This window comes from Streptomyces sp. NPDC088747 (genome assembly GCF_044751025.1).
Taxonomy (GTDB): domain Bacteria; phylum Actinomycetota; class Actinomycetes; order Streptomycetales; family Streptomycetaceae; genus Streptomyces.
In genome coordinates this window covers 149,129-170,959 of the sequence record NZ_JBIVKZ010000006.1, presented here as the reverse complement: position 1 = coordinate 170,959, position 21,831 = coordinate 149,129, and the positions used below count along the sequence as shown (strand labels likewise).

Genomic DNA, 21,831 nt, shown 5'->3' with positions numbered 1-21,831 from the left:
TCACGCAACGCCCCGAAACGCCCGCCGATACGCGTAAGGACTCGTCCCCACCACCCTCTTGAACCGTTCCCGGAACGCCGTCGGTGAGCCGAACCCCGCCTGGGTCGCGATGCGTTCGACGGGGTAGGTGGTCGTCTCCAGGAGGTGCTGGGCGCGCCGTACGCGGGCAAGGTGCAGCCACTGGAGAGGCGTCGTGCCCGTCTGTTCGCGGAAGCGGCGGTTGAGGGTGCGGGTGCTCATGCCCGCGTGGACGGCGATGTCCTCCAGGGTGAGGTCACGCCCGGCGTTCTCCTCCAGCCAGTTGAGGAGGGGCTCCAGGGTGGCGCCTGTCGGTGCCGGTGGCCGGCTGTGGATGATGAACTGCGCCTGGCCGCCCTCCCGTTCGAGGGGTACGACGGACATGCGGGCCGTGTGCGCAGCGACGGCCGAACCGTAGTCCAGGCGGACCATGTGCAGGCACATGTCGATCGAGGCGGCGGCGCCCGCCGAGGTGAGGAACTGGCCGTTGTCGACGTAGAGGACGTTCGGGTCGACGGTCACGGCCGGGTACATCTCCGCCAGGTCGCGGGCCGCGATCCAGTGCGTCGTCGCGCGCAGCCCGTCCAGCAGGCCGGTGGCGGCGAAGACGAAGGCGCCCACGCAGATCGAGGCGATCCGGGTGCCGTTCGCGGCCGCCGCGCGCACCGCCTCCGCGACCCCCGGCGGGAGCGGCACGGTCGGGTCGGCGACGCCCGGCAGGATGATCGTGTCGGCGTCGGCCAGCGCCTCCAGGCCCTGCGGGGCGCGCAGCGCGAACAGGCCCGCGCTCACCTCCTCCGTCGGCGAGCAGACCCGGATCCGGTACGCCTCCCGCCCGTCGGGCAGCCGCGCGAAGCGGAAGGTGTCGATCGGGGCGGCGAGGTCGAACGGGATGACCTGGTCGAGCGCCAGTACGGCCACGGTGTGCATGGCAAAAGAGTACGGCTTCGGCTGGTTCTCGCCAGCCGCGGATAAGCGCTCCTCATGCCATCGGGTAGCTGGCATGGATCGACCGACCACCGCTCACCTGCACCCTTGTAGAGCCTGGGCTCTCGTGGCGAGAATCCGTTGCCCCCTGGCAGAACCGCCACTTCTGCAAGATCCCTGGCCCCCCTACGGTCACCTCGTGACCAAGTTCCTCCTCGCCCTCCACGTCATCGCAGCGATCGTCGCCATCGGGCCCGTCACGATCGCCGCCAGCATGTTTCCGCCCATGGCCCGCAAGGCCCTCGCCGAGCCGGGGGACACGCAGACCCTCGCGACCACGCGCCTGTTGCACCGCATCTGCCGGGTGTACGCCACCGTCGGCGTCGCCGTTCCCGTCTTCGGGTTCGCCACGGCGAGCAACATGGGTGTGCTCGGCGACACCTGGCTGATCGTGTCGATCGCGCTGACCGGTGTCGCCGCGGTGATCCTCGCCGCGCTGGTGCTGCCCAGGCAGGCATCGATCATGGAGGGGATCTGGGACGCCGGTGGCCGTCCGATCACGGTGACCCCGCGGGCCACCGCACGGCTTGCCATGTTCACCGGGATCTTCAACCTGCTCTGGGCCACCGTCACGGTCCTGATGATCGTTCGGCCGGGGTCCACGACAGGGGCGTAGAGCGGCCGGAGGCTCTCACGTGAGGTGGGCGTACAGTAGCCCTTCCGTCGAGTCCTCCTGCTCCGGCCGGAACGTGCGGGCCACCGCCGCCGCGACGAGCACCCCGGCACCGATCAGGAACGTACAGAATCCCCAGGTCAGTGGCCAGGAGTGCGCCATGCCGTCCGACGGGCCGGGGTTCGTGCGCAGGGAGAGGTGCAGCAGGGCCGCCGGGGGCGCGGCCACCAGCAGCAAGGGCCAGCCCAGGTAGTCCCGGTGGCCGAAGTAGGCCGCCAGCGTCAGCAGGACCAGTGCGAGGGCGGCGGCCCCGAGGCCCGTCACCGGAGTGCTCTCGTCGACGGAACCGGCCTCGGGGGCGCGGTTGTTCAGGTCCCACGGGATGCAGACGAGGTACGCCGCGCAGGAGAGGGCGGCGCCGACCATGCGCGTCAGCCAGCGTTCCGGCCAGGGGCGCGTTCGCAGAGGGCTCAACAGCTTCTCGGTCATGTGTACGAGGTTTGCGCGGCGTGCGGAGGGCCGACAGAGTACGCGTACTCAGACGGGCCGCCCGGCTACTCAACCGGGCGGCCCGCGCACGTCTGTGTCGGCGCCGACGGAGTCGACGTCCGCTCCCCCGGCACCCGCCTCACCACGCCGCCGCCGAAGAAGCCGAAGAAGTCGGCTACTCGGCGACTCGGCGTCTCGACGTCTCGACGGCTACTTCTCCACCGCGGACAGCGGCGTGGCGATGTCCTCCAGCGAGCGCCGTTCCGCGTTCACCGCGAGGAACACCGCGACCAGGCCCGCCGCGCACATCAGGCCCGCGCCGATCTGGAAGGCGAGCACCGTGTCGCCGACCACGCCGGACTCCGTGAGGTCGGCGAAGACCAGCGGGCCGCTGATACCGCCGGCGGCCGTGCCGATGGCGTAGAAGAAGGCGATGGCCATGGCGCGGGTCTCCATCGGGAACACCTCGGAGACGGTCAGGTACGCGCTGGAGGCACCGGCCGACGCGAAGAACAGCACCACGCACCAGCAGGCCGTCATCGAGACCGCGTCCAGCGAGCCCTGGTCGAAGAGCCAGGCCGTGCCGAACAGCAGGATGCCGGAGAGCAGGTACGTCGAGGAGATCATGATGCGGCGGCCGACCGTGTCGAACAGTTTGCCGAGCAGCAGGGGGCCGAGGAAGTTGCCTGCCGCGATGACGGCGAAGTAGTAGCCGGTCTTGCCGGTGGGGACGTCGAAGAACGTGGTGAGGATGGCGCCGAAGCCGAAGGTGATCGCGTTGTAGAGGAACGCCTGCCCGATGAAGAGTGCGAGACCGAGCGTGGCCCGCTTGGGGTAGTGCCCGAAGACGGTCTTGGCGATCAGGCCGAAGCCGATGCTCTTGCGCTGCTGGATGGTGATCTCGCGGTCGGGTGCCGGCAGCGGCTCGCCCTTCTCCTGCTCGATCTCGCGCTCCACGGAGGTGACCAGGGCCTCGGCCTCCTCGCCCTGGCCGTGGATGAACTGCCAGCGCGGGCTCTCCGGCACATGCCGCCTGACCAGCAGGATCACCAGACCCAGTACGACGCCGAGCGCGAACGTCAGCCGCCAGCCGAGGTCCTTGGGGAAGATGTCGGTGTTCAGCATGACGACGGACAGCAGGGCGCCGCCGATGGCACCGAGCCAGTAGCTGCCGTTGATGATGAGGTCGACCCGGCCGCGGTACTTGGACGGGATCAGCTCGTCGATCGCCGAGTTGATGGCCGCGTACTCGCCGCCGATGCCGAAACCGGTGAAGAAGCGGAAGACGAAGAACCACCAGGGCGAGAAGGACAGCGCGGTGAGAGCGGTCGCCACGAGGTAGACCGCAAGGGTGATCATGAAGAGTTTGCGGCGGCCGTAGCGGTCGGTCAGCCAGCCGAAGAACAGCGCGCCCGCGCAGGCGCCCGCCACGTACAGCGCGGCGGCGATGCCGGTGACCTGCGCGGAGGTGATGGCAAGCCCGCTGCCCTCCTCGGAGAGGCGGCCGGCGATGTTGCCGACGGTGGTGACCTCCAGGCCGTCCAGGATCCAGACGGTTCCCAGGCCGATCACGATCATCCAGTGCCAGCGGGACCAGGGCAGCCGGTCCAGGCGGGCCGGTACTGCCGTGGTGACGGTTCCCGTGGCGGCGGGCACGTCGCCCGGCGTGGCTGATGCTGACATGGCTCCCTCACCGTTGAGTGACCCCGAGTGATCGCCCGGGTCTACCCGAGTGATCCGTGGCTGACCCAACCAGAGTGCCCTGATCTGCGCTTCTCACGCCCGGTGAGCGGCCCACGGCGCGCCGAACCCGGCCCACGGCACCCCCGGGAGCCGTCACCCGGCGCCGGAACTCACGCCCCGAACGCCCGCGACACCGTATAGATCAGCAGCCCCGCCAGCGAGCCCACCACCGTGCCGTTGATCCGGATGAACTGGAGGTCGCGCCCGATGTTGGCCTCGATCTTGCGGGTCGTGTGCTCGGCGTCCCAGCCCGCGACCGTGTCGGTGATCAGGGAGGTGATCTCGCCCCGGTAGGTCGTCACGACGTACACCGCCGCGCCCTCGACCCAGCCGTCGACCTTGGCCTGGAGCTTGGGCTCCACCGCCATCCGGGCCCCCAGCGACAGCAGCGACGCCCGCACCCGGAGCCGCAGCTCGCTCCGCTCGTCCTCCGCCGCCGACACGATCATCGATCGTACGGCGGTCCAGGCGGACGCGATCAGGTCCTGGACCTCGCCGCGGCCGAGGACCTCGCCCTTGAGCCGCTCCACCCGGGCGCGGGTCTCGGTGTCGGACTGGAGGTCGGAGGCGAAGTCGGTGAGGAAACGGTCCAGGGCGCCGCGGGCCGGGTGCGAGGGGGCGTCGCGCATCTCGGTGACGAAGCGGAGCAGTTCCTTGTAGACCCGCTCGCCCACCCGCTTGTCGACGAACCGGGGGGTCCAGCCGGGGGCGCCGCCCTGCACCGCGCCCATGACCTGCTCGTCGTGCATCACCAGCCAGTCGTGGGCGCGTGTCACGACGAGGTCCACGACACGCTTGTGACCGCCGTCCGCGACGACCTTCTCCAGCATCTTGCCGATGCCGGGCGCGATCTCGGCGGCGTCGGCGCGCCGGGTGATCGCCTCGCCGACCACCGCCTGCACGTCGGAGTCGCGCAGCACGGTCAGCGCCCCGCGGAGCGCGGCGGCCAGCTCCGCCGTCACCCGGTCGGCGTGCTCCGGGTCGGCGAGCCAGGTACCGAGACGGCTGCCGATGCCCACGGCGCGCAACCGGCCCCGTACCACCTCCTCCGACAGGAAGTTCTCCCCGACGAACTCGCCCAGCGAGACGCCGAGCTGGTCCTTCTTGGTGGGGATGATCGCCGTGTGCGGGATCGGCAGGCCCAGCGGGCGGCGGAACAGGGCCGTCACCGCGAACCAGTCCGCGAGCGCGCCGACCATGCCGGCCTCCGCGGCGGCGGCGACGTAACCGGCCCATGGACCCGCACCTTCGTTCGATGCCCACTTGGCGAGGATGTACACGACCGCCACGAAGAGCAGCAGGCCGAGCGCCGTCGCCTTCATCCGCCGTACGCCCCGCTGTTTCTCCTCGTCGGCGGGGCTGAAAGAGGTCATCGCGCGGCGCGCGCTCACCGCGGACGCGCTCTCCCGGTTCGTGACGGTGTCCGACAGGGCATGCTGCCCCTGGCCACCTTCACCCTTTTCTTCCGCTTTCGTACGTTCCATCCACTCCACCCGTTCGCGTCCCCCGTACACATTGTCCCTTCCTGAGCGACTCCCGGAACGGAACAGGAGTTCCCGGCGTCTGTCCGGTGGGGGAAGTTCCCGGTGAAGTCGCGGGTACGGCGGCTTCACCCCACCTCATGACGCATCATGGGGTCATCACACCGGAGCCGCGGCTCCCATCGCCCGAGGAGAATCGCACCGCATGACCAAGCGTCACGGTTATGCCTTGCTGGCCGCGATCGTCGCTGTGATCGTGGTCATTTCCGCTGCCATATACATCGGCGTCGCAGCCGACGAAGGCGGCGGGCAGAGCAATCTCGCAGGCGGCCGGGCCCCGCGTGGCTCCGCCGCCCCCGCCTCGACCGGCACGTGGGTCGGCGCCTGGTCCGCCTCCCCCGCCGGAGCCGAGCCCGGCACCGAGACCGCCGGCATGGCGGGCCACTCGGTCCGCAACGTCGTCCACACGGGCGCGGGCGGTACGAGTGCCCGGATCACGCTCTCCAACCTGTACGGGCAGCAGCCGCTCACCGTCACGCACGCCACGATCGCCGTCGCCGAGACGCCGAACAGCGCCACCGCCAAGGCCGGCACGATGACCCGCCTCGCCTTCGGCGGCGGATCCACCTCGGTGGTGATCCCCTCCGGGCAGCAGGTGCTCAGCGACGCGGTGGGGGTGGACATCCCGCCCGACGCGGACGTACTCGTCACCACGTTCTCGCCGGCCCCGTCGGGCCCGGTCACCTATCACCCGCACGCGCGCCAGATCTCCTATCTCGCCGACGGCGACCTCTCGGACGAGGTCAGCGGCGTCTCGTACACCGTGCAGACGCCGTACTGGCGCTATCTGACCGCCGTCGACGTCCTCAGCGACGAGGCGGAGGGCACCGTGGTCGCCCTCGGAGACTCCCTCACCGACGGCGACGCATCCACCGTGGGCGCCAATCACCGCTGGACCGACTACCTTTCGGACCGGCTGCGCGCCGCCGCCGGCACTGACGGAGTGCCCCGCTACAGCGTCGTCAACCAAGGCATCGGCGGAAACCGGATCCTGGCGTCCAGCCTCGGCCGGCCCGCCGACAACCCGAGCGCCCTGTCCCGCTTCAGCCGCGACGTCCTGGAGCGTCCCAACGTCAAGGCCGTCGTCATCGACCTCGGGATCAACGACATCCTGCGCAACCCGAACGAGGTCGATCCCACGACGATCACCGACGGGCTGCGCGCCCTGGTCGCGCAGGCCCACGCCCACGGGCTGCGGGTCGTCGGGGCGACCCTGATGCCGTTCCAGGGCCACGGCGGGTACACCGACCAGCGCGAGGCCGTCCGTGAGGCCATCAACACGGAGATCCGCTCCGGCAAGGTGTTCGACGCGGTGGTCGACTTCGACAAGGCCGTACGGGACCCGTACAACCCGCGCAGGTTCCAGTCCGAGTACGACTCCGGCGACCATCTGCACCCCGGCGACAAGGGGTACGAACGGATGGCGCAGGTCTTCGACCTGACTTCCCTGAAGGGGGCGGTGGCTGCCGCCCTGTAGACGGCGCGGCAGCGGGGTTGCCCGCCGCGGCTCGCGGGCCGGCGGTCCCGGCGCCGGACTGCGACCCCGCGCCGGGGCGGCGGTCGACCGGCACCCGGGTTGGCAGCCGGGCAGAGACGGCCGAACGACGACCGACCGGCGTCGGTGTGCCTACAGCGAGGAGCCGCCGGAGCCGTGTCGGCCGATGCCCTCGGCAGCCCGACAACCGTCGTGCGGCCTCGCACCCGACAGCCTCAGCCGACCCCAGCCCCAGCCCCAGCCCCAGCCCCAGCCCCAGCAACCGTCGCGCCCCGTCCCCGTGGCCCGACAGCCGTCACCCGGTCTCACAGGTGGCCCCTGGGACGGCGGTCCCTCGGAGGCGCCGGACAGGGCCCCGGGATCTCAGTGCCCCCCGTGTCCCCCGTGCCGCCTACGGTCGCGTTCGTCGCGGCGCTCCCGGCGCTCCTCCTGGAGCTCGCGGCGTTCTTCCTGGTGTTCGCGCATCAGTTCGCGGGCCTCGGCGAGGGCGTCGGACGCGTCGCCGAGACCGTCGCGGTCGTCACTGTCGTCACGGCTGTCGCGGGAGCCCTGCAACTCCTTGCGAGCCGCGCGGCGCTCCAGTTTCTCCTGGCGGCGCTCCTCCTTCAGCCGGAGCCGCTCGGCGCGGGTCAGTTTCCGTTCCACGCCCACGCCGCCCCAGAAGGCGAAGCCGGTGACGATCACGCGCGGGGCGCCGGGCTCGCCCGGGACACCCTCCTCGCGGTGGTCGAAGCCGCCCATGACGCCGATGCCGCGGACGACGACCTCGACGCCGGGCGGCACGACGACGTTCATCCCGCCCATGATCGCGACACAGTTGACGACCACCTCGCGGGCCGCGAAGTTCGCCTCGCGCAGGTCGATCTCACCGCCGCCCCAGAACGCGACGGAGTTGAACCGCTTCGGCACCGTCCAGCGCCCCTTGCGCTGGAACCCCGCCATGATCGCGACACCCCACGACGACGAACCCTCACCGCCGACGATCCGGTCCGCCCATGGCCCGGTCTCGCCCCCGGCGGACCCCTTGACCATGTTCACCGCCGGCGTCACGCCCGGTGCGGGCAGATCACGGGTGATCGGCGTCAACTCCCCGTACGTACGCGCCTTGTACGTCGCCTCCAGCCGCTCCTCGAACTCCTCCATGTCGAGGCGGCCCTCCGCGAGGGCGTCCCTCAGCACTTCGGCGACTTGCTCTCGGTCGGCGTCTGAAGCCCGGAGTTCGGGGAGATCCTCGGTCATGGGGGCCAGCCTACGAGTTCGCCTTCTCCGCGTACATGCGGCTGATGACCGCCTCGATGTCCGGCTCCCGCACCGAGAGATCCACCAACGGATACTCCGCCGCGATCCGCGCCACCAGCGGAGCCGCCGACTTCGCCGCCGGGAATGCCAGCCACTGCCGCGGCCCCTCGACCCGCACCACCCGCGCCGACTCGACCTCGATCGGCGGAAGCTCCCGCTCCAGGTCCACCACCAGCGTCCGCTCGCTCTCCCCCACCTCGTGCAGCCCCGACAGCGCGCCGTCGTACATCAGCCGCCCGTGGTCGATGACCATCACCCGCTTGCACAACTGCTCGATGTCGGTGAGGTCGTGCGTGGTGAGCAGAACCGTCGTGCCGCGCTCGGCGTTCAAGTCCCGCAGGAACTCCCGCACCCGCGCCTTGCTGATCACGTCGAGCCCGATCGTCGGCTCGTCGAGATACAGCACCTCCGGGTCGTGCAGCAGGGCCGCCGCGATGTCCCCGCGCATCCGCTGCCCCAGCGAGAGCTGCCGCACCGGCACGTCCAACAGCTCTCCCAGTTGCAGGAGTTCGACACACCGGTCGAGGTTCTCGCGGTAACGGGCGTCCGGGATCCGGTACATGCGGTGCATCAGGCGGTACGAGTCGATCAGCGGCAGGTCCCACCACAGGGTCGTACGCTGCCCGAAGACGACGCCGATGCGCTGCGCGAGCCGGGTCCGCTCCCGGGACGGGTCGATGCCCGCGACCCGCACCCGCCCGCCGCTCGGGGTGAGGATGCCGGTCAGCATCTTGATGGTGGTCGACTTGCCGGCGCCGTTGGGACCGATGTAGCCGACCATCTCGCCGCGCGGCACGGTGAAGGAGATCGAGTCGACGGCCCGCACCTGGCGCCGCTCACCGCGCAGGAACCCGGTCTTCTTGCGCACCTCGAAGACCTTCTCCACCCCGTCCAGCTCGATGAAGGCGCCAACCTGGTCTGTCTGCAAGCGAGTTCAGCTCCCCGTGCTGCGATACGAACGAAGTCCCGCGCGCCAGGCGACGCCCGCGAGCGCGCAGCAGATGACGGCCACCAGCGGCGAGACGAAGGCGGTCCAGGCCGGCAGGTCCAGCGGGTAGGGCCGACCCAGCACGTACAGCGCGGGCAGCCAGTTGACGAAGGCCAGCGGGAGCACGAAGGTCACCCCGCGCACCAGGTCCTTGGCGAAGACGGTCGGCGGGTACTGCAGGAGCGTACTGCCGCCGTACGTGAAGGAGTTCTGCACCTCGGAGGCGTCCTGCGCCACGAACTGGAAGGCCGCGCCCGCCACGAACACGGCCCCGAAGATCGCGCCGCCGCTGAGCAGCATCACCGGAACGAGCAGCACCTTGAGGGGCGTCCAGGACAGGTCGAGCACGATCAGCGCGTACCCGAGGACCAACAGCCCCTGGAGGATGCGGCCGAGGCGGCGCAGCGCGAAGCGGTCGGCGGCCACCTGGGCTAGGACGGGCACCGGGCGCACGAGGAGCGTGTCGAGCGTGCCGTCGCGGACCCGCCGCCCCAGGCGGTCCATCGAGCCGAGCGCGAGGTCCGCGAGCCCGAAGGCGGTGCCCGCGACGCCGTACAGGAAGGCGACCTCGGGCAGCGAGTAGCCGCCGAGCCGGTCGACCTGCGAGAACATCAGCAGGATCGCGACGAAGTCGAGCGCGTTCGCCACGAAGTTGCCGAGGGCGGTCATCGCGAAGGACGCGCGGTAGGCCATCGTGGAACGGATCCACATGGCGGCGATCATGCGGTAGGCGCGCAGCCCGTCACGCACCCGCGCGTACGCGCCCTGCCTGGGCGTCGGCCACGAGATGTCCGCCACCCGCTGGTCGGCCCGGCTAGCCACCCTGCACCACCACCCGTCGCGTCGCCACCGACTGGACGAGCCGGCCCACCGCGAGCAGCGCGAGAGCCCAGGCGCCCTGGAAGGCGTACGTACCGAGCGGATCGGCCGTGCCCAGCAGCACGTCCACGGGGGCCTGGATGAGGGAGGACCAGGGCAGCACGCGTACGACCTCGCCCAACGCGCCCGGGAAGACGTTCAGCGGCAGCGTCATCCCCGAGCAGAAGATCCCCACGATCCAGGCCAGTTGCACCACGCCCGTCCCGTCCATGAGCCAGAACGCGGACAGCGCCACCAGATAGCGGATCGAAAAACTGACGAGCACCCCGAACACCACCGCGACCAGGAACGCGAGCCACCTCAACGGATCCGTGGGCAGCGCGAGTTCGAAGAGGAACGCGCCGAACACCAGCGGGAACACCCCCCGCCCCAGCAGATGGAACAGCGCCCGGCCCACGTCCTGAGCCAGCCACCACAGTTGCAGGTCGGCGGGCCGGTACAGGTCGATCGCGATGTCCCCCGTACGAATGCGCTCGATCAGCTCGTCCTCGAAACCGCCGCCCATCACCGCCACCACCATGAGCAGCGACTGCCCGAGCCACACGTAGGTGAGCGCCTGCGTCTGGTCGTAGCCGCCCAGGTGCGGTTTCTCGTCCCAGAGAGCGGTGAAGGTGTACGCCAGGATCAGCCCGAAGACGGTGTTGGTGAACACTCCCGCCGCCGTGGCGATCCGATAGGTGGCGTGGCGCCGGAAGGCACCGGCCGCGACGGCCGCGTACAACCGCCCTGTGCCAGACAAACGGCCCTCCCTCAGCGCGTCAAGGCCGAAGCGCAGGAGCCTAGCCGCCGGGTGACGCGCCCCGCCAGGCATTTTCCGGGCCGGACGCGTGCCGAGGTGAGGGAACGGAACGCATGGTGCGACAGTCTTCAAGAGGGGGCGCAACAGACGTACGAGGGCGTACGGCGACGTACGAGGCGAAACGGGAGTCCGGCGAACAGATGAGTGACCAGCCGCAGCCGCAGCACGACCACCAGGGCTGGGCGCCCAGGGAACCAGGACAGGGGACAGGACAGGGGCCGGGACAGGGGCCGGGACGGGGACCGGAACAGGGGCCGGAACAGGGGCCGGGACAGGGACAGGCGCCACCGGGGGCGCCTGGCGGGAAACAGCGGAAGCAGAAGCGCAAGCGCACCGGCTGGCGCCGGATCCTCCCGACCTGGCGCATGGTGCTCGGCACCTTCATCACCGTGATCCTGCTCCTGATCGGCCTCTTCGCCCTCGGCTACTACCTGGTCAAGATCCCGTCCGCGAACGCCGCCGCGACCAAGCAGAGCAACGTCTACCTCTACGCGGACGGCAGCCAGCTCGCCCGCGACGGCGAGGTCAACCGCGAGAACGTGACGCTCGCGCAGATCTCCAAGGACACCCAGCACGCCGTACTCGCCGCCGAGGACCGGGACTTCTACACCGAGTCGGCCGTCGACCCCAAGGCGATGATCCGCGCCGCCTGGAACACGGTCACCGGCAAGGGCAGGCAGTCCGGCTCGACGATCACCCAGCAGTACGTGAAGAACTACTACCTGGGCCAGGAGCAGACGGTCACCCGGAAGGTGAAGGAGTTCTTCATCTCCATCAAGCTCGACCGAGAGAAGAGCAAGGACGACATCCTCGAGGGCTACCTCAACACCAGCTACTTCGGCCGCAACGCGTACGGCGTCCAGGCCGCCGCCCAGGCGTACTACGGCGTCGACGCCACCGACCTGACGGCAGGTCAAGGCGCTTACCTGGCAGCCCTGTTGAACGCCCCGAGCGAGTACGACGTGATCGCGCACCCGGAGAACAGGCCCGCGGCCGTGGCCCGCTGGAACTACGTGCTCGACGGCATGGTCAAGAAGGAATGGCTGAGCGCCGCCGACCGCGCCGCCGTCAAGTTCCCCTCCCCCAAGGAGGCCAAGGGCTCGGCGGGCATGTCCGGCCAGCGCGGCTATCTGGTCCAGGCCGTCAAGGACTACCTCACCAGCAACAAGATCCTCGACGAGGACACCCTCGCCACCGGCGGCTACCGCATCACCACCACCCTCCAGAAACCGAAGCAGGACGCCTTCGTCGAGGCGGTCAACGACCAGGTGATGGACAACCTCGACAAGGAGAACCGCAAGGTCGACACCTACGTCCGCGCGGGCGGCGTCGCCATCGACCCGGCCACCGGCAAGGTCGTCGCGATGTACGGCGGCATCGACTACACCCAGCAGTACGTCAACAACGCCACCCGCCGCGACTACCAGGTCGGCTCCACCTTCAAGCCCTTCGTCCTCGCCTCCGCCGTCCAGAACGACTCGCAGACCCAGGACGGCCGCACCATCACCCCGAACACCGTCTACGACGGCACCGACAAACGGCCGGTCGAGGGCTGGAACGGCGGCAGCTACGCGCCCGAGAACGAGGACGGCGTCTCCTACGGCGACATCACCGTCCGCACCGCCACCGACAAGTCCGTCAACTCGGTGTACGCGCAGATGGCGGTGGACGTCGGCCCCGAGAAGGTCAGGCAGACGGCCATCGGCCTCGGCCTGCCCTCCGGCACGCCCGACCTCACGGCGACCCCGTCCATCGCGCTCGGCCCGGCGACCGCCAGCGTCCTCGACATGGCGGAGGCGTACGCCACCCTCGCCAACCACGGCAGGCACGGCACGTACACGCTGGTCGAGAAGATCACCGACGGCGGAGAGAACGTACGGCTGCCGAAGCAGGAGACCAAGCAGGTGATCAGCCGCGAGGCCGCCGACACCACGACCTCCGTCCTCCAGAGCGTCGTCGACGGCGGCACCGGCACCGCCGCGCAGGCCGCGAACCGGCCCTCCGCGGGCAAGACCGGCACCGCCGAGGAGGACCAGGCGGCCTGGTTCGCCGGCTACACCCCCGACCTCGCGACCGTCGTCTCCGTCATGGGCCAGGACCCCGAAACCGGCGCCCACAAGTCCCTGTACGGCGCCCTCGGCGAGGCCCGCATCAACGGCGGCGGCTACCCGGCGCAGATCTGGGCCCAGTTCACGAAGGCCGCCCTGGCCGGCACCGAGGCGAGCGACTTCGACCTCCGGCTCCAGCCGGGCGCCGAGGAGCAGGAACTGCCCACCGACGAGCCCGGCACCGAGCCACCGGCCACCGGCGGCCAGGACACCGGCGGCACGACGACGGGCGGCTCGGGGACCCCGTCCCCGACGGAGAGCCGGACCCAGGGCCAGACCAACGGCGGCACCACCACGACGACGGGCGGCACCACGACCGACGGCGGCGCCACGGACGGCGGGACCACCACGGACGGCGGCACGACCACCGACGGCGGTACGACCACCGGCGACACCACGGACGGCGGCACCACGACCGACGGCGGTACGGCCGACGGGGGCACGGACACCGGCGGCACCGACCTCGGGACGATCGCGGGAGCCGGACCGCTGAACCGGCCGGAAAGCCGAAAACCGTAGCCCGGCCGGCCTGGGCCACCGGCCTCAGTGGCCGGAGGTGACCTTCAGCCCCACCACGGCCACCAGCAGCAGACAGACGAAGAAGATCCGGGCGGCGGTCGCCGGCTCACCCAGCACGACCATGCCGAGCACCGCCGCACCGGCCGCGCCGATGCCGACCCAGACGCCGTAGGCGGTACCGATCGGCAGCGACTTCGCGGCGTACGACAGCAGCACCATGCTCGCGACGATGCCCGCGCCCGTGAGGAGGCTCGGCACCGGCCGCGTGAAACCGTCCGTGTACTTCATCCCGATCGACCAGCCGACTTCCAGCAGACCGGCGACGAGCAGCAGAACCCAGGCCATGAGAGGCACCTCCGTGTTCGATCAACAGGGGTGCGTCGTCTTCGCGGTCCTTCAGGTCCTGCTCACCCCGGTACGGCGCGTCTCGTCGGGGTTCCTCAACCGTAGCAAAGGAATGACGAAGGGGCTGGTGACCATGGTCACCAGCCCCTCACCTGCCCCTACGGGCAACGAATCACAGGTACAGGCCGGTCGAGTCCTCGGACCCCTCGAAGCGGTCCGCGGCCACGGCGTGCAGATCCCGCTCACGCATCAGCACGTACGCCGTCCCGCGCACCTCGACCTCGGCGCGGTCCTCAGGGTCGTACAGAACGCGGTCGCCCGGTTCCACCGCGCGGACGTTCTGCCCGACCGCCACGACGTCCGCCCAGGCCAGACGGCGACCGACGGCCGCCGTCGCGGGGATCAGGATGCCGCCGCCGGAACGCCGCTCGCCCTCCGCGGCGTCCTGCCGCACCAGCACACGGTCGTGCAGCATGCGGATGGGCAACTTGTCGTCATGAGGGGTGCTCTGCTGCTCCCGGTTGGCGCTCACGACCCGAACCTACCTGCCTTCGAGCGGTCCGTACGCCGCCGGGTCAGCGCTTGCGCCGACGCGAGCCGACGGCGAGCAGCCCGACGATCCCCACGACGACCAGGGCCACCGGCACGATGCGTTCGAGCCGCGGCGCGCCTTCCTCGGTGACGAACTGGCCCTTCACCTCGCCGACGACGCGGTTCACACCGACGTAGGCGCGGCCGAGCGTGTGGTCGATGTTCGAGGCGACCTTGGCCTTGGCGTCTCCGACGATGGTCTTCGGGTGCACGCGCACGCCGATCTCGTCGAGCGTCTCGGCCAGGGTTTCGCGGCGGCTCCTGATGTCCGCCTCGATCTGCGCCGGGGTCCTGGTATCCGACGTGTCCGACGTGTCCGGCACCGCGCTGCCTCCCGTAGTCGTGTGTCTGGGTCGTGTGTCTGAGTCGTGCATCCGGGGTCGTGTATCCGGCCCTCTGCTCCCGACAGTCTGTCAGCTCGGGCAGCGACGCACCCCTCGGCACCCCCACTACGCTCGTTCCGTAGTCCGTAAACATCCCCGTCCACGTGAGGTACCGATGAGCGAGCGACTCCAGCCCGGCGACACCGCCCCCGACTTCACCCTGCTCGACGCCGACGGCAACGAGGTCTCCCTCGCCGGCCACAAGGGCCGCAAGGTCATCGTCTACTTCTACCCGAAGGCCCTGACCCCCGGCTGCACCAAGCAGGCCTGCGACTTCACCGACAACCTCGACGTCCTGGCCACCGCCGGCTACGACGTCATCGGCGTCTCCCCCGACAAGCCCGAGACGCTCGCCAAGTTCCGCGACAAGGAGAACCTGAAGGTGACCCTCGTCGGCGACCCCGACACCACCGTCATCGAGTCCTACGGCGCCTACGGCGAGAAGAAGAACTACGGCAAGACCTACGTCGGCGTCATCCGCTCCACCCTCGTGGTCGACGAACACGGCAAGATCGAACACGCCTTCTACAACGTGAAGGCCACGGGCCACGTAGCCAAGATCATCAAGGACCTGGGGATCTGACACCTGAGCCGTCCACGGCTCCCAGTAGAGTGGGCGGCGCTGTGGGCCCGTACCCCAGCTGGCAAGAGGGCGCCGGTTTAGGTCCGGTGTGTCGTGGGTTCGAGTCCCACCGGGCCCACCACCGAAGGGCGCCACACCGCATCGCCGGTGGCGCCCTTCGTCGTACCGGCTCTCAGCCCAGCAACTCCCTGACCACCGGCACCAGCCCCCGGAACGCCTTCCCCCGGTGGCTGATCGCGTTCTTCTCCTCGGGGGAGAGTTCCGCGCAGGTGCGGGTGTCGCCGTCCGGCTGGAGGATCGGGTCGTAGCCGAAGCCGTTCGTGCCGGTCGGCGAGTGGCGCAGCACACCCCGCAGCCGGCCCTCGACGACGCGTTCCGTGCCGTCGGGGAGGGCGAGGGCCGCGGCGCAGGCGAAGTGGGCGGCTCGGTGGCCGTCGGCGATGTCGCCGAGCTGGGCCAGCAGGAGGGCCAGGTTCGCGGCGTCGTCGCCGTGGGTGCCGGACCAGCGGGCGGAGAAGATGCCGGGGGCGCCGCCCAGGACGTCGACGCAGAGGCCCGAGTCGTCGGCGACGGCCGGGAGGCCGGTGGCCTGCGCCAGGGCGTGGGCCTTGAGGAGGGCGTTCTCGGCGAAGGTGACGCCGGTTTCCTTGACGTCGGGGATCTCGGGGTAGGCGTCCGCGCCGACGAGGTCGTGACTGAGACCTGCGTCGGCGAGGATCGCCTTCAGTTCGGTGAGTTTTCCGGCGTTGCGGGTGGCGAGGATCAGGCGGGTCATGCCCCTCAGTATCCCCAAGCCCTCACGGCCCCCGCGCGGCTGTTACGGCGTGCAGACCTTGGTGAGTTCGCCCGCCGCGTCCGTGACCGGGCTGATGTCGGGGGTCTCGTCGCCGTTCTTGATGGCCGTACGGACGTTGCCGACGGCCTCGCTGAGGTCGTCGACCGCCTTGTTGACGTCGGCGTTGTCGGTCTTGTCGCCGATCTCGTCGAGGTTCTGCTCGATCGAGTCGAGGGACTCGCCGGTCTGTGTCGGGTCGTTCGCCGCGTTCTCCACGGCCTGCTGGAGGTCGGTGACGCTGTCGGCGATGGCATCGGCGGCCTGGACGCAGTCCAGGGCCTTGCTGACGGCGTCGCAGCCTGTCGCCGCCGGTATGGCGACGAGTGCGGCGATGACGGCGAATGCGGCGGTGCGTCGGCGTTGGCGCGCGGCCATGGAACGGTCCCTCCCCGTGGGCAAGATGTGTTCGACCCCGTGGTGCGGTCGACCCGGCCCCATGCTGGGGCCGGGCTGGGGCGCGCGGCCGAGCCGTACACCCGTACCCCTTAGAACGCGTGGGATCAACGCGTGGTTGCCTCAAGTGCCGTGCGCTGTGCGGCGGCGAGCTCGTCGCAGCCCGCGACGGCGAGGTCGAGCAGGGCGTTCAGCTCCTTGCGGTCGAACGGCTCGGCCTCGGCGGTGCCCTGGACCTCGACGAACCGGCCGTCGCCGGTGCAGACGACGTTCATGTCGGTGTCGGCGCGGACGTCCTCCTCGTAGCAGAGGTCGAGCAGCGGGACTCCGCCCACGATGCCGACGGAGACGGCGGACACCGTGCCGGTGAGCGGCTGGCGGCCGGCCTTGACGAGCTTCTTGCCCTGCGCCCAGGTGACGGCGTCGGCCAGGGCGACGTACGCGCCGGTGATCGCCGCCGTGCGGGTGCCGCCGTCGGCCTGGAGGACGTCGCAGTCGAGGACGATGGTGTTCTCGCCGAGCGCCTTGTAGTCGATGACGGCGCGCAGCGAGCGGCCGATGAGGCGGGAGATCTCGTGGGTGCGGCCGCCGATCTTGCCGCGGACGGACTCGCGGTCGCCGCGGGTGTTGGTGGCACGCGGCAGCATCGAGTACTCGGCGGTGACCCAGCCCTCGCCGCTGCCCTTGCGCCAGCGCGGGACGCCTTCGCTGACGGAGGCGGTGCAGAAGACCTTGGTGTCGCCGAAGGAGACGAGGACGGAGCCCTCGGCGTGCTTGCTCCAGCCACGCTGGATGGTGATGGGGCGCAGCTGTTCGGGGGTGCGGCCGTCGATTCGAGACATGGCGAAGAGCCTAGCGGCATACGGGCTGGGCCCTGTCGCCAAGCTGGCGACAGGGCCCAGGGGCTGCCGCCGGTTGCGGAAGCAGCCCCTCAGGGGTGAGCCCGTGCAGGCTCAGAGAGCGGGGTGGTTCACATCATGTCTTCGATGTCCGCCGCGATCGGGTCGGCGTCGGTGCCGATGACGACCTGGATGGCGTTGCCCATCTTCACGACGCCGTGGGCGCCGGCGGCCTTCAGGGCGGCCTCGTCGACCTTGCTCGGGTCGATGACCTCGGTACGGAGGCGGGTGATGCAGCCCTCGACCTCTTCGATGTTCTCGATGCCGCCGAGTCCGGCGACGATCTTCTCAGCCTTGGTGGCCATGTCCTACTCCCTGATCCGAACCGCTTTGTCGCAGTAACCCACAGTTGGCCCATCTTCGCGAGCGGTCATGTCATGGGTGCCGAATCATGGCGTTCACGACAGTGCGACCGTTCCCAGACTGGTCTACACCAGTTGACGAACGGGCGCCAAACCCGGTTCCGTCCGGAGGACGCCCATGAGTGCCAGCAGTGCCGCCGCGCCCGCGCGCACCCCCTGGAGCAACCTGTTCCAGGGCTTGCAGAAGATGGGCCGCAGTCTTCAACTCCCCATCGCCGTACTGCCGGCCGCGGGCATCCTCAACCGGCTGGGCCAGCCGGACGTGTTCGGTGACGACGGCCTCGGCTGGACGAACGTGTCCAAGGTGATGGCGGGGGCCGGCGGCGCGCTGCTGGACGGGCAGTTGGGGCTGCCGTTGCTGTTCTGCGTGGGCGTGGCCATCGGGATGGCGAAGAAGTCCGACGGTTCGACGGCGCTGGCGGCGGTCGCCGGTTTCCTCGTCTACTTCAACGTGCTGCGCCAGTTCCCGATCGACTGCGCGGCCGGAGCACAGAAGATCGCGGCCGGGTGTCAGGCGTCGGACGGCACGGTGGACGCCTTCTCGTACCAGAATCCGGGGGTGTTCGGCGGCATCGTCATCGGGTTGCTGTCGGCGTACTTCTGGCAGCGGTTCCACCGTACGAAGCTGGTCGACTGGCTCGGGTTCTTCAACGGGCGCCGGCTCGTGCCGATCATCATGTCGTTCGTCGCGATCGCGTTCGCCGCGCTGTGTCTGTGGGTGTGGCCGCCGATCGGTGACGGTCTGGAGAACTTCAGCGACTGGCTGGTGGGGCTGGGTGCCTGGGGTGCGGGCCTGTTCGGTCTCGCCAACCGCGCGCTGCTGGTGATCGGGCTGCACCAGTTCCTGAACGTGCCCATCTGGTTCCAGTTCGGCACCTACACCAAGCCGGACGGGACGGAGGTCCACGGCGACATCAACATGTTCCTGGCGGGTGACCCGAACGCGGGGCAGTTCACCTCGGGCTTCTTCCCGATCATGATGTTCGCGCTGCCGGCCGCCTGCCTGGCCATGACGCACTGCGCGAAGCCGCACCGGCGCAAGGAGGTCGGCGGTCTGATGCTGTCGATCGCGCTGACGTCGTTCGTCACGGGCATCACCGAACCGATCGAGTACTCCTTCGTGTTCATCGCGCCGGCGCTGTACGCGGTGCACGCGGTGCTGACGGGTGTCTCGATGGCGGTGACGTGGGGGCTCGGGGTCCACGACGGCTTCAGTTTCTCGGCCGGTCTGATCGACTACGTCATCAACTGGAACCTGGCGACGAAGCCGTGGGCGATCATTCCGATCGGGCTGTGCTTCGCTGTCGTGTATTACGTGATCTTCCGGTTCGCGATCACCAAGTTCGATCTGAAGACTCCTGGGCGGGAGCCGGACGACGAGCGCGAGGACGCGACGAAGGCGTAGCCGCTCGCCTGTTCGCCCGCTCGGCCTCGTTCCCAAGGGCCCCTGGACCTCCTGGTCCGGGGGCCCTTCGGCGTGTTTACGAGAGCTTGCCTGTAGATGTCCCGCTATGGCCCAGGCCACAAAATTGACGGTTCCTTATCTCACCTTCACCGTGCTAAAACAGGTCTACACCACTTAGTGGTGTAGACCACGTGGAGCCTGCCCCCCTTAGCGCCCCTTCGCGCCCCCCTTCCCGTCCCCCGGCAGCTCCGGTACATGGAGGAACTATGACCACCGCCAGCACAACGGCGGCACCCGCGAAGAAGCGGGGATCAGGCCTGATCCAGGGCCTGCAGAAAGTCGGCCGCAGTCTCCAGCTTCCGATCGCGGTGCTGCCGGCGGCGGGCATTCTGCTCCGGCTCGGTCAGCCCGACGTGTTCGGTGCCGATGGACTCGGCTGGGACAAGGTCGCGTCGGTGTTCGCCACCGCCGGTGACGCGGTCTTCGCCAACCTGCCGCTGCTGTTCTGCGTCGGTATCGCGATCGGCTTCGCGAAGAAGTCCGACGGCTCCACCGCGCTGGCCGCGCTGGTCGGTTTCCTGGTCTACAAGAACGTGCTGACCGCGTTCCCGATCACCGACGCCAAGGTCACCAAGGGTGCGGACGTCGCCGCTACGTACAACGACCCCAAGGTCTTCGGCGGCATCATTATGGGCCTCATAGCCGCCGTCACCTGGCAGCGGTTCCACCGCACCAAGCTGCCCGACTGGCTCGGCTTCTTCAACGGCCGGCGTCTGGTTCCGATCCTGATGGCCTTCATCGGCACCGCCGTCGGTGTCTTCTTCGGCATCGTCTGGGAGCCCGTCGGCGACGTCATCACCAACTTCGGTGAGTGGATGACCGGACTCGGTTCCGTCGGTGCGGGCATCTTCGGCGCGATCAACCGCGCGCTGCTCCCGGTCGGCATGCACCAGTTCGTCAACACGGTGGCCTGGCAGGAGATCGGCACCTACAAGGACTCCGCCGGCGCTGTGTGGCACGGCGACCTGCCGCGCTTCTTCCACGGCGACCCGACCGCCGGTCAGTTCATGACCGGGTTCTTCCCCATCATGATGTTCGCGCTGCCGGCCGCCGCCCTGGCCATCACGCACACCGCCCGCCCGGAGCGCCGCAAGGCCGTCGGCGGCATGATGATGTCGCTCGCGCTCACCTCGTTCGTCACCGGTATCACCGAGCCGATCGAGTTCTCGTTCATGTTCATCGCGCCGCTGCTGTACGTGATCCACGCGGTCCTGACCGCCTTGTCGATGGCGGTCACCTGGGCGCTGGGCGTGCACCACGGCTTCAGCTTCTCCGCCGGTGCGATCGACTACTTCCTGAACTGGAACCTCGCCACCAAGCCATGGATGATCATCCCGATCGGCCTGGTCTTCGCAGTGATCTACTACGTGACCTTCCGTTTCGCAATCATCAGGTTCAACATTCCCACCCCGGGCCGCGAGCCCGAGGAAGAGGTCGAGGATCTCACCAAGGCGTGAGTCCTCGTACGGCATGACGAAGGCCCCGGAACCCACTCGGTTCCGGGGCCTTCGCGCGTCCGGCGTTCAGATCTCGTACGCCGCCCTGGGCACCGCCAGTTCCACCGGCCCGGCGTACACCTCGCGCGCGTCGGCCAGGTTGACCTCGGGGTCCGTCCACGGCGGGATGTGGGTGAGGACCAGGCGGCGGGCGCCGGCGCGTGCCGCGGTCTCGCCCGCCTCGCGGCCGTTGAGGTGGAGGTCGGGGATGTTCTCCTTGCCGTGGGTGAACGCGGCCTCGCAGAGGAACAGGTCGGTGTCGCGGGCGAGTTCGTCGAGGGACTCGCTCACGCCGGTGTCCCCGGAGTAGGTCAGGGCGCGTCCGGCGTGCTCCACGCGGATGCCGTACGCCTCCACCGGGTGCCGCACCCGCTCCGTGTGGACGGTGAACGGGCCCACCTCGAACGTGGCCGGCTTGACCGTGTGGAAGTCGAAGACCTCGCTCATCGAGGAGGCGGTGGGGGTGTCCGCGTACGCGGTGGTCAGGCGGTGCTCCGTGCCCTCGGGTCCGTAGACCGGGATCGGGCCGGCGCGGCCGCCGTCGTGGCGGTAGTAGCGCGCGACGAAGTACGCGCACATGTCGATGCAGTGGTCGGCGTGCAGATGGCTGAGGAAGATCGCGTCGAGGTCGTAAAGACCGCAGTGGCGCTGCAACTCGCCAAGGGCACCGTTGCCCATGTCGAGGAGCAGCCGGAAGCCGTCGGCCTCTACGAGGTAGCTCGAGCAGGCCGATTCCGCGGACGGGAACGACCCCGAGCAGCCGACGACGGTGAGCTTCATTAGAGCTGGAACCTCCGCGCTGACAGGAAGTGCAGAGAGCGGACGCGGCGGGCGGAAACCCGGCGAGGACACTCGGAGCAGATACGGGAAACGGGGGTCGTGCGGTCCGTCGAGCGTAAGGCGCAAAAGGGCCGGTCGCTCCTCCGCCAGGGGCCGTTGTGGGCGAACTCACCTGTGCTGTCACCGGTTCGGATGGACCTGGGGCCGGGGCTGGACGGGCG

Annotated in this window: 22 protein-coding genes, 1 tRNA gene and 1 riboswitch; of the genes, 7 read left to right on the top strand and 16 right to left on the bottom strand. The window is 69.7% G+C overall.

Features of this window, described 5'->3' with window-relative positions; translation table 11 throughout:
* Positions 1-948 carry a GlxA family transcriptional regulator gene (locus ACIP79_RS16485; protein WP_401223689.1) on the bottom strand — a complete coding sequence of 316 codons (948 nt, stop codon included), beginning with the start codon at positions 946-948 and terminating at the stop codon, positions 1-3.
* A gap of 196 nt (positions 949-1,144) precedes the next feature.
* On the opposite strand from ACIP79_RS16485, the gene ACIP79_RS16480 reads away from it, so the two are divergent.
* On the top strand, positions 1,145-1,621 hold the full coding sequence (locus ACIP79_RS16480; RefSeq protein ID WP_401223687.1) for a hypothetical protein: 477 nt from the start codon (positions 1,145-1,147) through the stop codon (positions 1,619-1,621).
* Between the two features lie 15 nt (positions 1,622-1,636).
* On the opposite strand, the gene ACIP79_RS16475 is transcribed toward ACIP79_RS16480, so the two are convergent.
* The 3 genes from ACIP79_RS16475 to ACIP79_RS16465 form a co-directional block, all read right to left on the bottom strand.
* Complete coding sequence (locus ACIP79_RS16475) at positions 1,637-2,107, bottom strand: hypothetical protein (RefSeq protein WP_401223684.1); 471 nt, start codon at positions 2,105-2,107, stop codon at positions 1,637-1,639.
* 210 nt (positions 2,108-2,317) lie between these two features.
* Positions 2,318-3,790: an MFS transporter gene (locus ACIP79_RS16470; protein WP_401223681.1), complete on the bottom strand. Its 1,473-nt coding sequence runs from the start codon at positions 3,788-3,790 to the stop codon at positions 2,318-2,320.
* Between the two features lie 170 nt (positions 3,791-3,960).
* Positions 3,961-5,364 (bottom strand): DUF445 domain-containing protein, encoded by a 1,404-nt coding sequence (locus ACIP79_RS16465; RefSeq protein ID WP_401223679.1) that lies wholly within the window; start codon positions 5,362-5,364, stop codon positions 3,961-3,963.
* Between the two features lie 172 nt (positions 5,365-5,536).
* Here ACIP79_RS16465 and ACIP79_RS16460 point away from each other — a divergent pair, with 172 nt between their 5' ends.
* Positions 5,537-6,868 (top strand): SGNH/GDSL hydrolase family protein, encoded by a 1,332-nt coding sequence (locus tag ACIP79_RS16460; RefSeq protein ID WP_401223676.1) that lies wholly within the window; start codon positions 5,537-5,539, stop codon positions 6,866-6,868.
* Between the two features lie 381 nt (positions 6,869-7,249).
* Here ACIP79_RS16460 and ACIP79_RS16455 read toward each other — a convergent pair whose 3' ends face one another.
* From ACIP79_RS16455 to ACIP79_RS16440, 4 genes are read right to left on the bottom strand one after another with little or no spacing between them, the layout of a single operon-like run.
* A complete protein-coding gene (locus ACIP79_RS16455; RefSeq protein WP_401223673.1) occupies positions 7,250-8,125 on the bottom strand; it encodes a DUF1707 domain-containing protein in 876 nt (291 codons plus the stop codon).
* Between the two features lie 10 nt (positions 8,126-8,135).
* Positions 8,136-9,113 (bottom strand): ATP-binding cassette domain-containing protein, encoded by a 978-nt coding sequence (locus ACIP79_RS16450; protein ID WP_383677583.1) that lies wholly within the window; start codon positions 9,111-9,113, stop codon positions 8,136-8,138.
* Positions 9,114-9,119: 6 nt separating this feature from the next.
* Positions 9,120-9,971 carry an ABC transporter permease gene (locus ACIP79_RS16445; protein ID WP_401224266.1) on the bottom strand — a complete coding sequence of 284 codons (852 nt, stop codon included), beginning with the start codon at positions 9,969-9,971 and terminating at the stop codon, positions 9,120-9,122.
* A gap of 16 nt (positions 9,972-9,987) precedes the next feature.
* Positions 9,988-10,791 carry an ABC transporter permease gene (locus ACIP79_RS16440; RefSeq protein ID WP_401223670.1) on the bottom strand — a complete coding sequence of 268 codons (804 nt, stop codon included), beginning with the start codon at positions 10,789-10,791 and terminating at the stop codon, positions 9,988-9,990.
* 200 nt (positions 10,792-10,991) lie between these two features.
* On the opposite strand from ACIP79_RS16440, the gene ACIP79_RS16435 reads away from it, so the two are divergent.
* Positions 10,992-13,478: a transglycosylase domain-containing protein gene (locus tag ACIP79_RS16435; RefSeq protein ID WP_401223667.1), complete on the top strand. Its 2,487-nt coding sequence runs from the start codon at positions 10,992-10,994 to the stop codon at positions 13,476-13,478.
* Positions 13,479-13,502: 24 nt separating this feature from the next.
* Here ACIP79_RS16435 and ACIP79_RS16430 read toward each other — a convergent pair whose 3' ends face one another.
* The 3 genes from ACIP79_RS16430 to ACIP79_RS16420 form a co-directional block, all read right to left on the bottom strand.
* Positions 13,503-13,823, bottom strand: coding sequence for a DMT family transporter (locus ACIP79_RS16430; RefSeq protein WP_383677579.1), 321 nt, complete (start codon positions 13,821-13,823; stop codon positions 13,503-13,505).
* 29 nt (positions 13,824-13,852) lie between these two features.
* Positions 13,853-13,940, bottom strand: a riboswitch (guanidine-III (ykkC-III) riboswitch).
* Between the two features lie 55 nt (positions 13,941-13,995).
* Complete coding sequence (locus ACIP79_RS16425) at positions 13,996-14,298, bottom strand: GroES family chaperonin (protein WP_383677707.1); 303 nt, start codon at positions 14,296-14,298, stop codon at positions 13,996-13,998.
* Positions 14,299-14,398: 100 nt separating this feature from the next.
* Entirely contained in the window at positions 14,399-14,737 is a 339-nt protein-coding gene (locus tag ACIP79_RS16420) for a DUF3618 domain-containing protein (protein WP_401223664.1), read from the bottom strand.
* Positions 14,738-14,912: 175 nt separating this feature from the next.
* Here ACIP79_RS16420 and bcp point away from each other — a divergent pair, with 175 nt between their 5' ends.
* Both bcp and ACIP79_RS16410 read left to right on the top strand, forming a co-directional pair.
* Positions 14,913-15,380 (top strand): thioredoxin-dependent thiol peroxidase, encoded by a 468-nt coding sequence (gene bcp / locus ACIP79_RS16415; protein ID WP_401223661.1) that lies wholly within the window; start codon positions 14,913-14,915, stop codon positions 15,378-15,380.
* Positions 15,381-15,423: 43 nt separating this feature from the next.
* Positions 15,424-15,501 (top strand) — tRNA-Leu (locus tag ACIP79_RS16410).
* Between the two features lie 51 nt (positions 15,502-15,552).
* Here the strand turns inward: ACIP79_RS16410 and rdgB are convergent.
* From rdgB to ACIP79_RS16390, 4 genes are all read right to left on the bottom strand, one after another.
* Positions 15,553-16,155, bottom strand: coding sequence for an RdgB/HAM1 family non-canonical purine NTP pyrophosphatase (gene rdgB, locus ACIP79_RS16405; protein ID WP_401223658.1), 603 nt, complete (start codon positions 16,153-16,155; stop codon positions 15,553-15,555).
* Positions 16,156-16,197: 42 nt separating this feature from the next.
* Positions 16,198-16,590, bottom strand: coding sequence for a hypothetical protein (locus tag ACIP79_RS16400; protein WP_383677571.1), 393 nt, complete (start codon positions 16,588-16,590; stop codon positions 16,198-16,200).
* Positions 16,591-16,715: 125 nt separating this feature from the next.
* Positions 16,716-17,450, bottom strand: coding sequence for a ribonuclease PH (gene rph, locus ACIP79_RS16395; RefSeq protein WP_401223654.1), 735 nt, complete (start codon positions 17,448-17,450; stop codon positions 16,716-16,718).
* 128 nt (positions 17,451-17,578) lie between these two features.
* Entirely contained in the window at positions 17,579-17,812 is a 234-nt protein-coding gene (locus ACIP79_RS16390; RefSeq protein WP_383677567.1) for a glucose PTS transporter subunit EIIB, read from the bottom strand.
* Between the two features lie 175 nt (positions 17,813-17,987).
* On the opposite strand from ACIP79_RS16390, the gene ACIP79_RS16385 reads away from it, so the two are divergent.
* Together ACIP79_RS16385 and ACIP79_RS16380 are read left to right on the top strand one after the other, a co-directional pair.
* Complete coding sequence (locus ACIP79_RS16385) at positions 17,988-19,274, top strand: PTS transporter subunit EIIC (protein ID WP_387187160.1); 1,287 nt, start codon at positions 17,988-17,990, stop codon at positions 19,272-19,274.
* Between the two features lie 266 nt (positions 19,275-19,540).
* Complete coding sequence (locus ACIP79_RS16380; RefSeq protein ID WP_401223650.1) at positions 19,541-20,791, top strand: PTS transporter subunit EIIC; 1,251 nt, start codon at positions 19,541-19,543, stop codon at positions 20,789-20,791.
* A gap of 66 nt (positions 20,792-20,857) precedes the next feature.
* Here ACIP79_RS16380 and ACIP79_RS16375 read toward each other — a convergent pair whose 3' ends face one another.
* Positions 20,858-21,610, bottom strand: a complete 753-nt coding sequence (locus ACIP79_RS16375) for an MBL fold metallo-hydrolase (protein WP_401223647.1) — start codon at positions 21,608-21,610, stop codon at positions 20,858-20,860.
* Positions 21,611-21,831: the final 221 nt, after the last annotated feature.

Bases quoted from the DNA above. Each gene is read 5' to 3' on its own strand.
- ACIP79_RS16485 (WP_401223689.1), bottom strand. From the start codon at position 948: ATGCACACCGTGGCCGTACTGGCGCTCGACCAGGTCATCCCGTTCGAC.
- ACIP79_RS16475 (WP_401223684.1), bottom strand. From the start codon at position 2,107: ATGACCGAGAAGCTGTTGAGCCCTCTGCGAACGCGCCCCTGGCCGGAA.
- ACIP79_RS16470 (WP_401223681.1), bottom strand. From the start codon at position 3,790: ATGTCAGCATCAGCCACGCCGGGCGACGTGCCCGCCGCCACGGGAACC.
- ACIP79_RS16460 (WP_401223676.1), top strand. From the start codon at position 5,537: ATGACCAAGCGTCACGGTTATGCCTTGCTGGCCGCGATCGTCGCTGTG.
- ACIP79_RS16455 (WP_401223673.1), bottom strand. From the start codon at position 8,125: ATGACCGAGGATCTCCCCGAACTCCGGGCTTCAGACGCCGACCGAGAG.
- ACIP79_RS16435 (WP_401223667.1), top strand. From the start codon at position 10,992: ATGAGTGACCAGCCGCAGCCGCAGCACGACCACCAGGGCTGGGCGCCC.
- ACIP79_RS16430 (WP_383677579.1), bottom strand. From the start codon at position 13,823: ATGGCCTGGGTTCTGCTGCTCGTCGCCGGTCTGCTGGAAGTCGGCTGG.
- ACIP79_RS16425 (WP_383677707.1), bottom strand. From the start codon at position 14,298: ATGCTGCACGACCGTGTGCTGGTGCGGCAGGACGCCGCGGAGGGCGAG.
- bcp (WP_401223661.1), top strand. From the start codon at position 14,913: ATGAGCGAGCGACTCCAGCCCGGCGACACCGCCCCCGACTTCACCCTG.
- rdgB (WP_401223658.1), bottom strand. From the start codon at position 16,155: ATGACCCGCCTGATCCTCGCCACCCGCAACGCCGGAAAACTCACCGAA.
- ACIP79_RS16400 (WP_383677571.1), bottom strand. From the start codon at position 16,590: ATGGCCGCGCGCCAACGCCGACGCACCGCCGCATTCGCCGTCATCGCC.
- rph (WP_401223654.1), bottom strand. From the start codon at position 17,450: ATGTCTCGAATCGACGGCCGCACCCCCGAACAGCTGCGCCCCATCACC.
- ACIP79_RS16390 (WP_383677567.1), bottom strand. From the start codon at position 17,812: ATGGCCACCAAGGCTGAGAAGATCGTCGCCGGACTCGGCGGCATCGAG.
- ACIP79_RS16385 (WP_387187160.1), top strand. From the start codon at position 17,988: ATGAGTGCCAGCAGTGCCGCCGCGCCCGCGCGCACCCCCTGGAGCAAC.
- ACIP79_RS16380 (WP_401223650.1), top strand. From the start codon at position 19,541: ATGACCACCGCCAGCACAACGGCGGCACCCGCGAAGAAGCGGGGATCA.
- ACIP79_RS16375 (WP_401223647.1), bottom strand. From the start codon at position 21,610: ATGAAGCTCACCGTCGTCGGCTGCTCGGGGTCGTTCCCGTCCGCGGAA.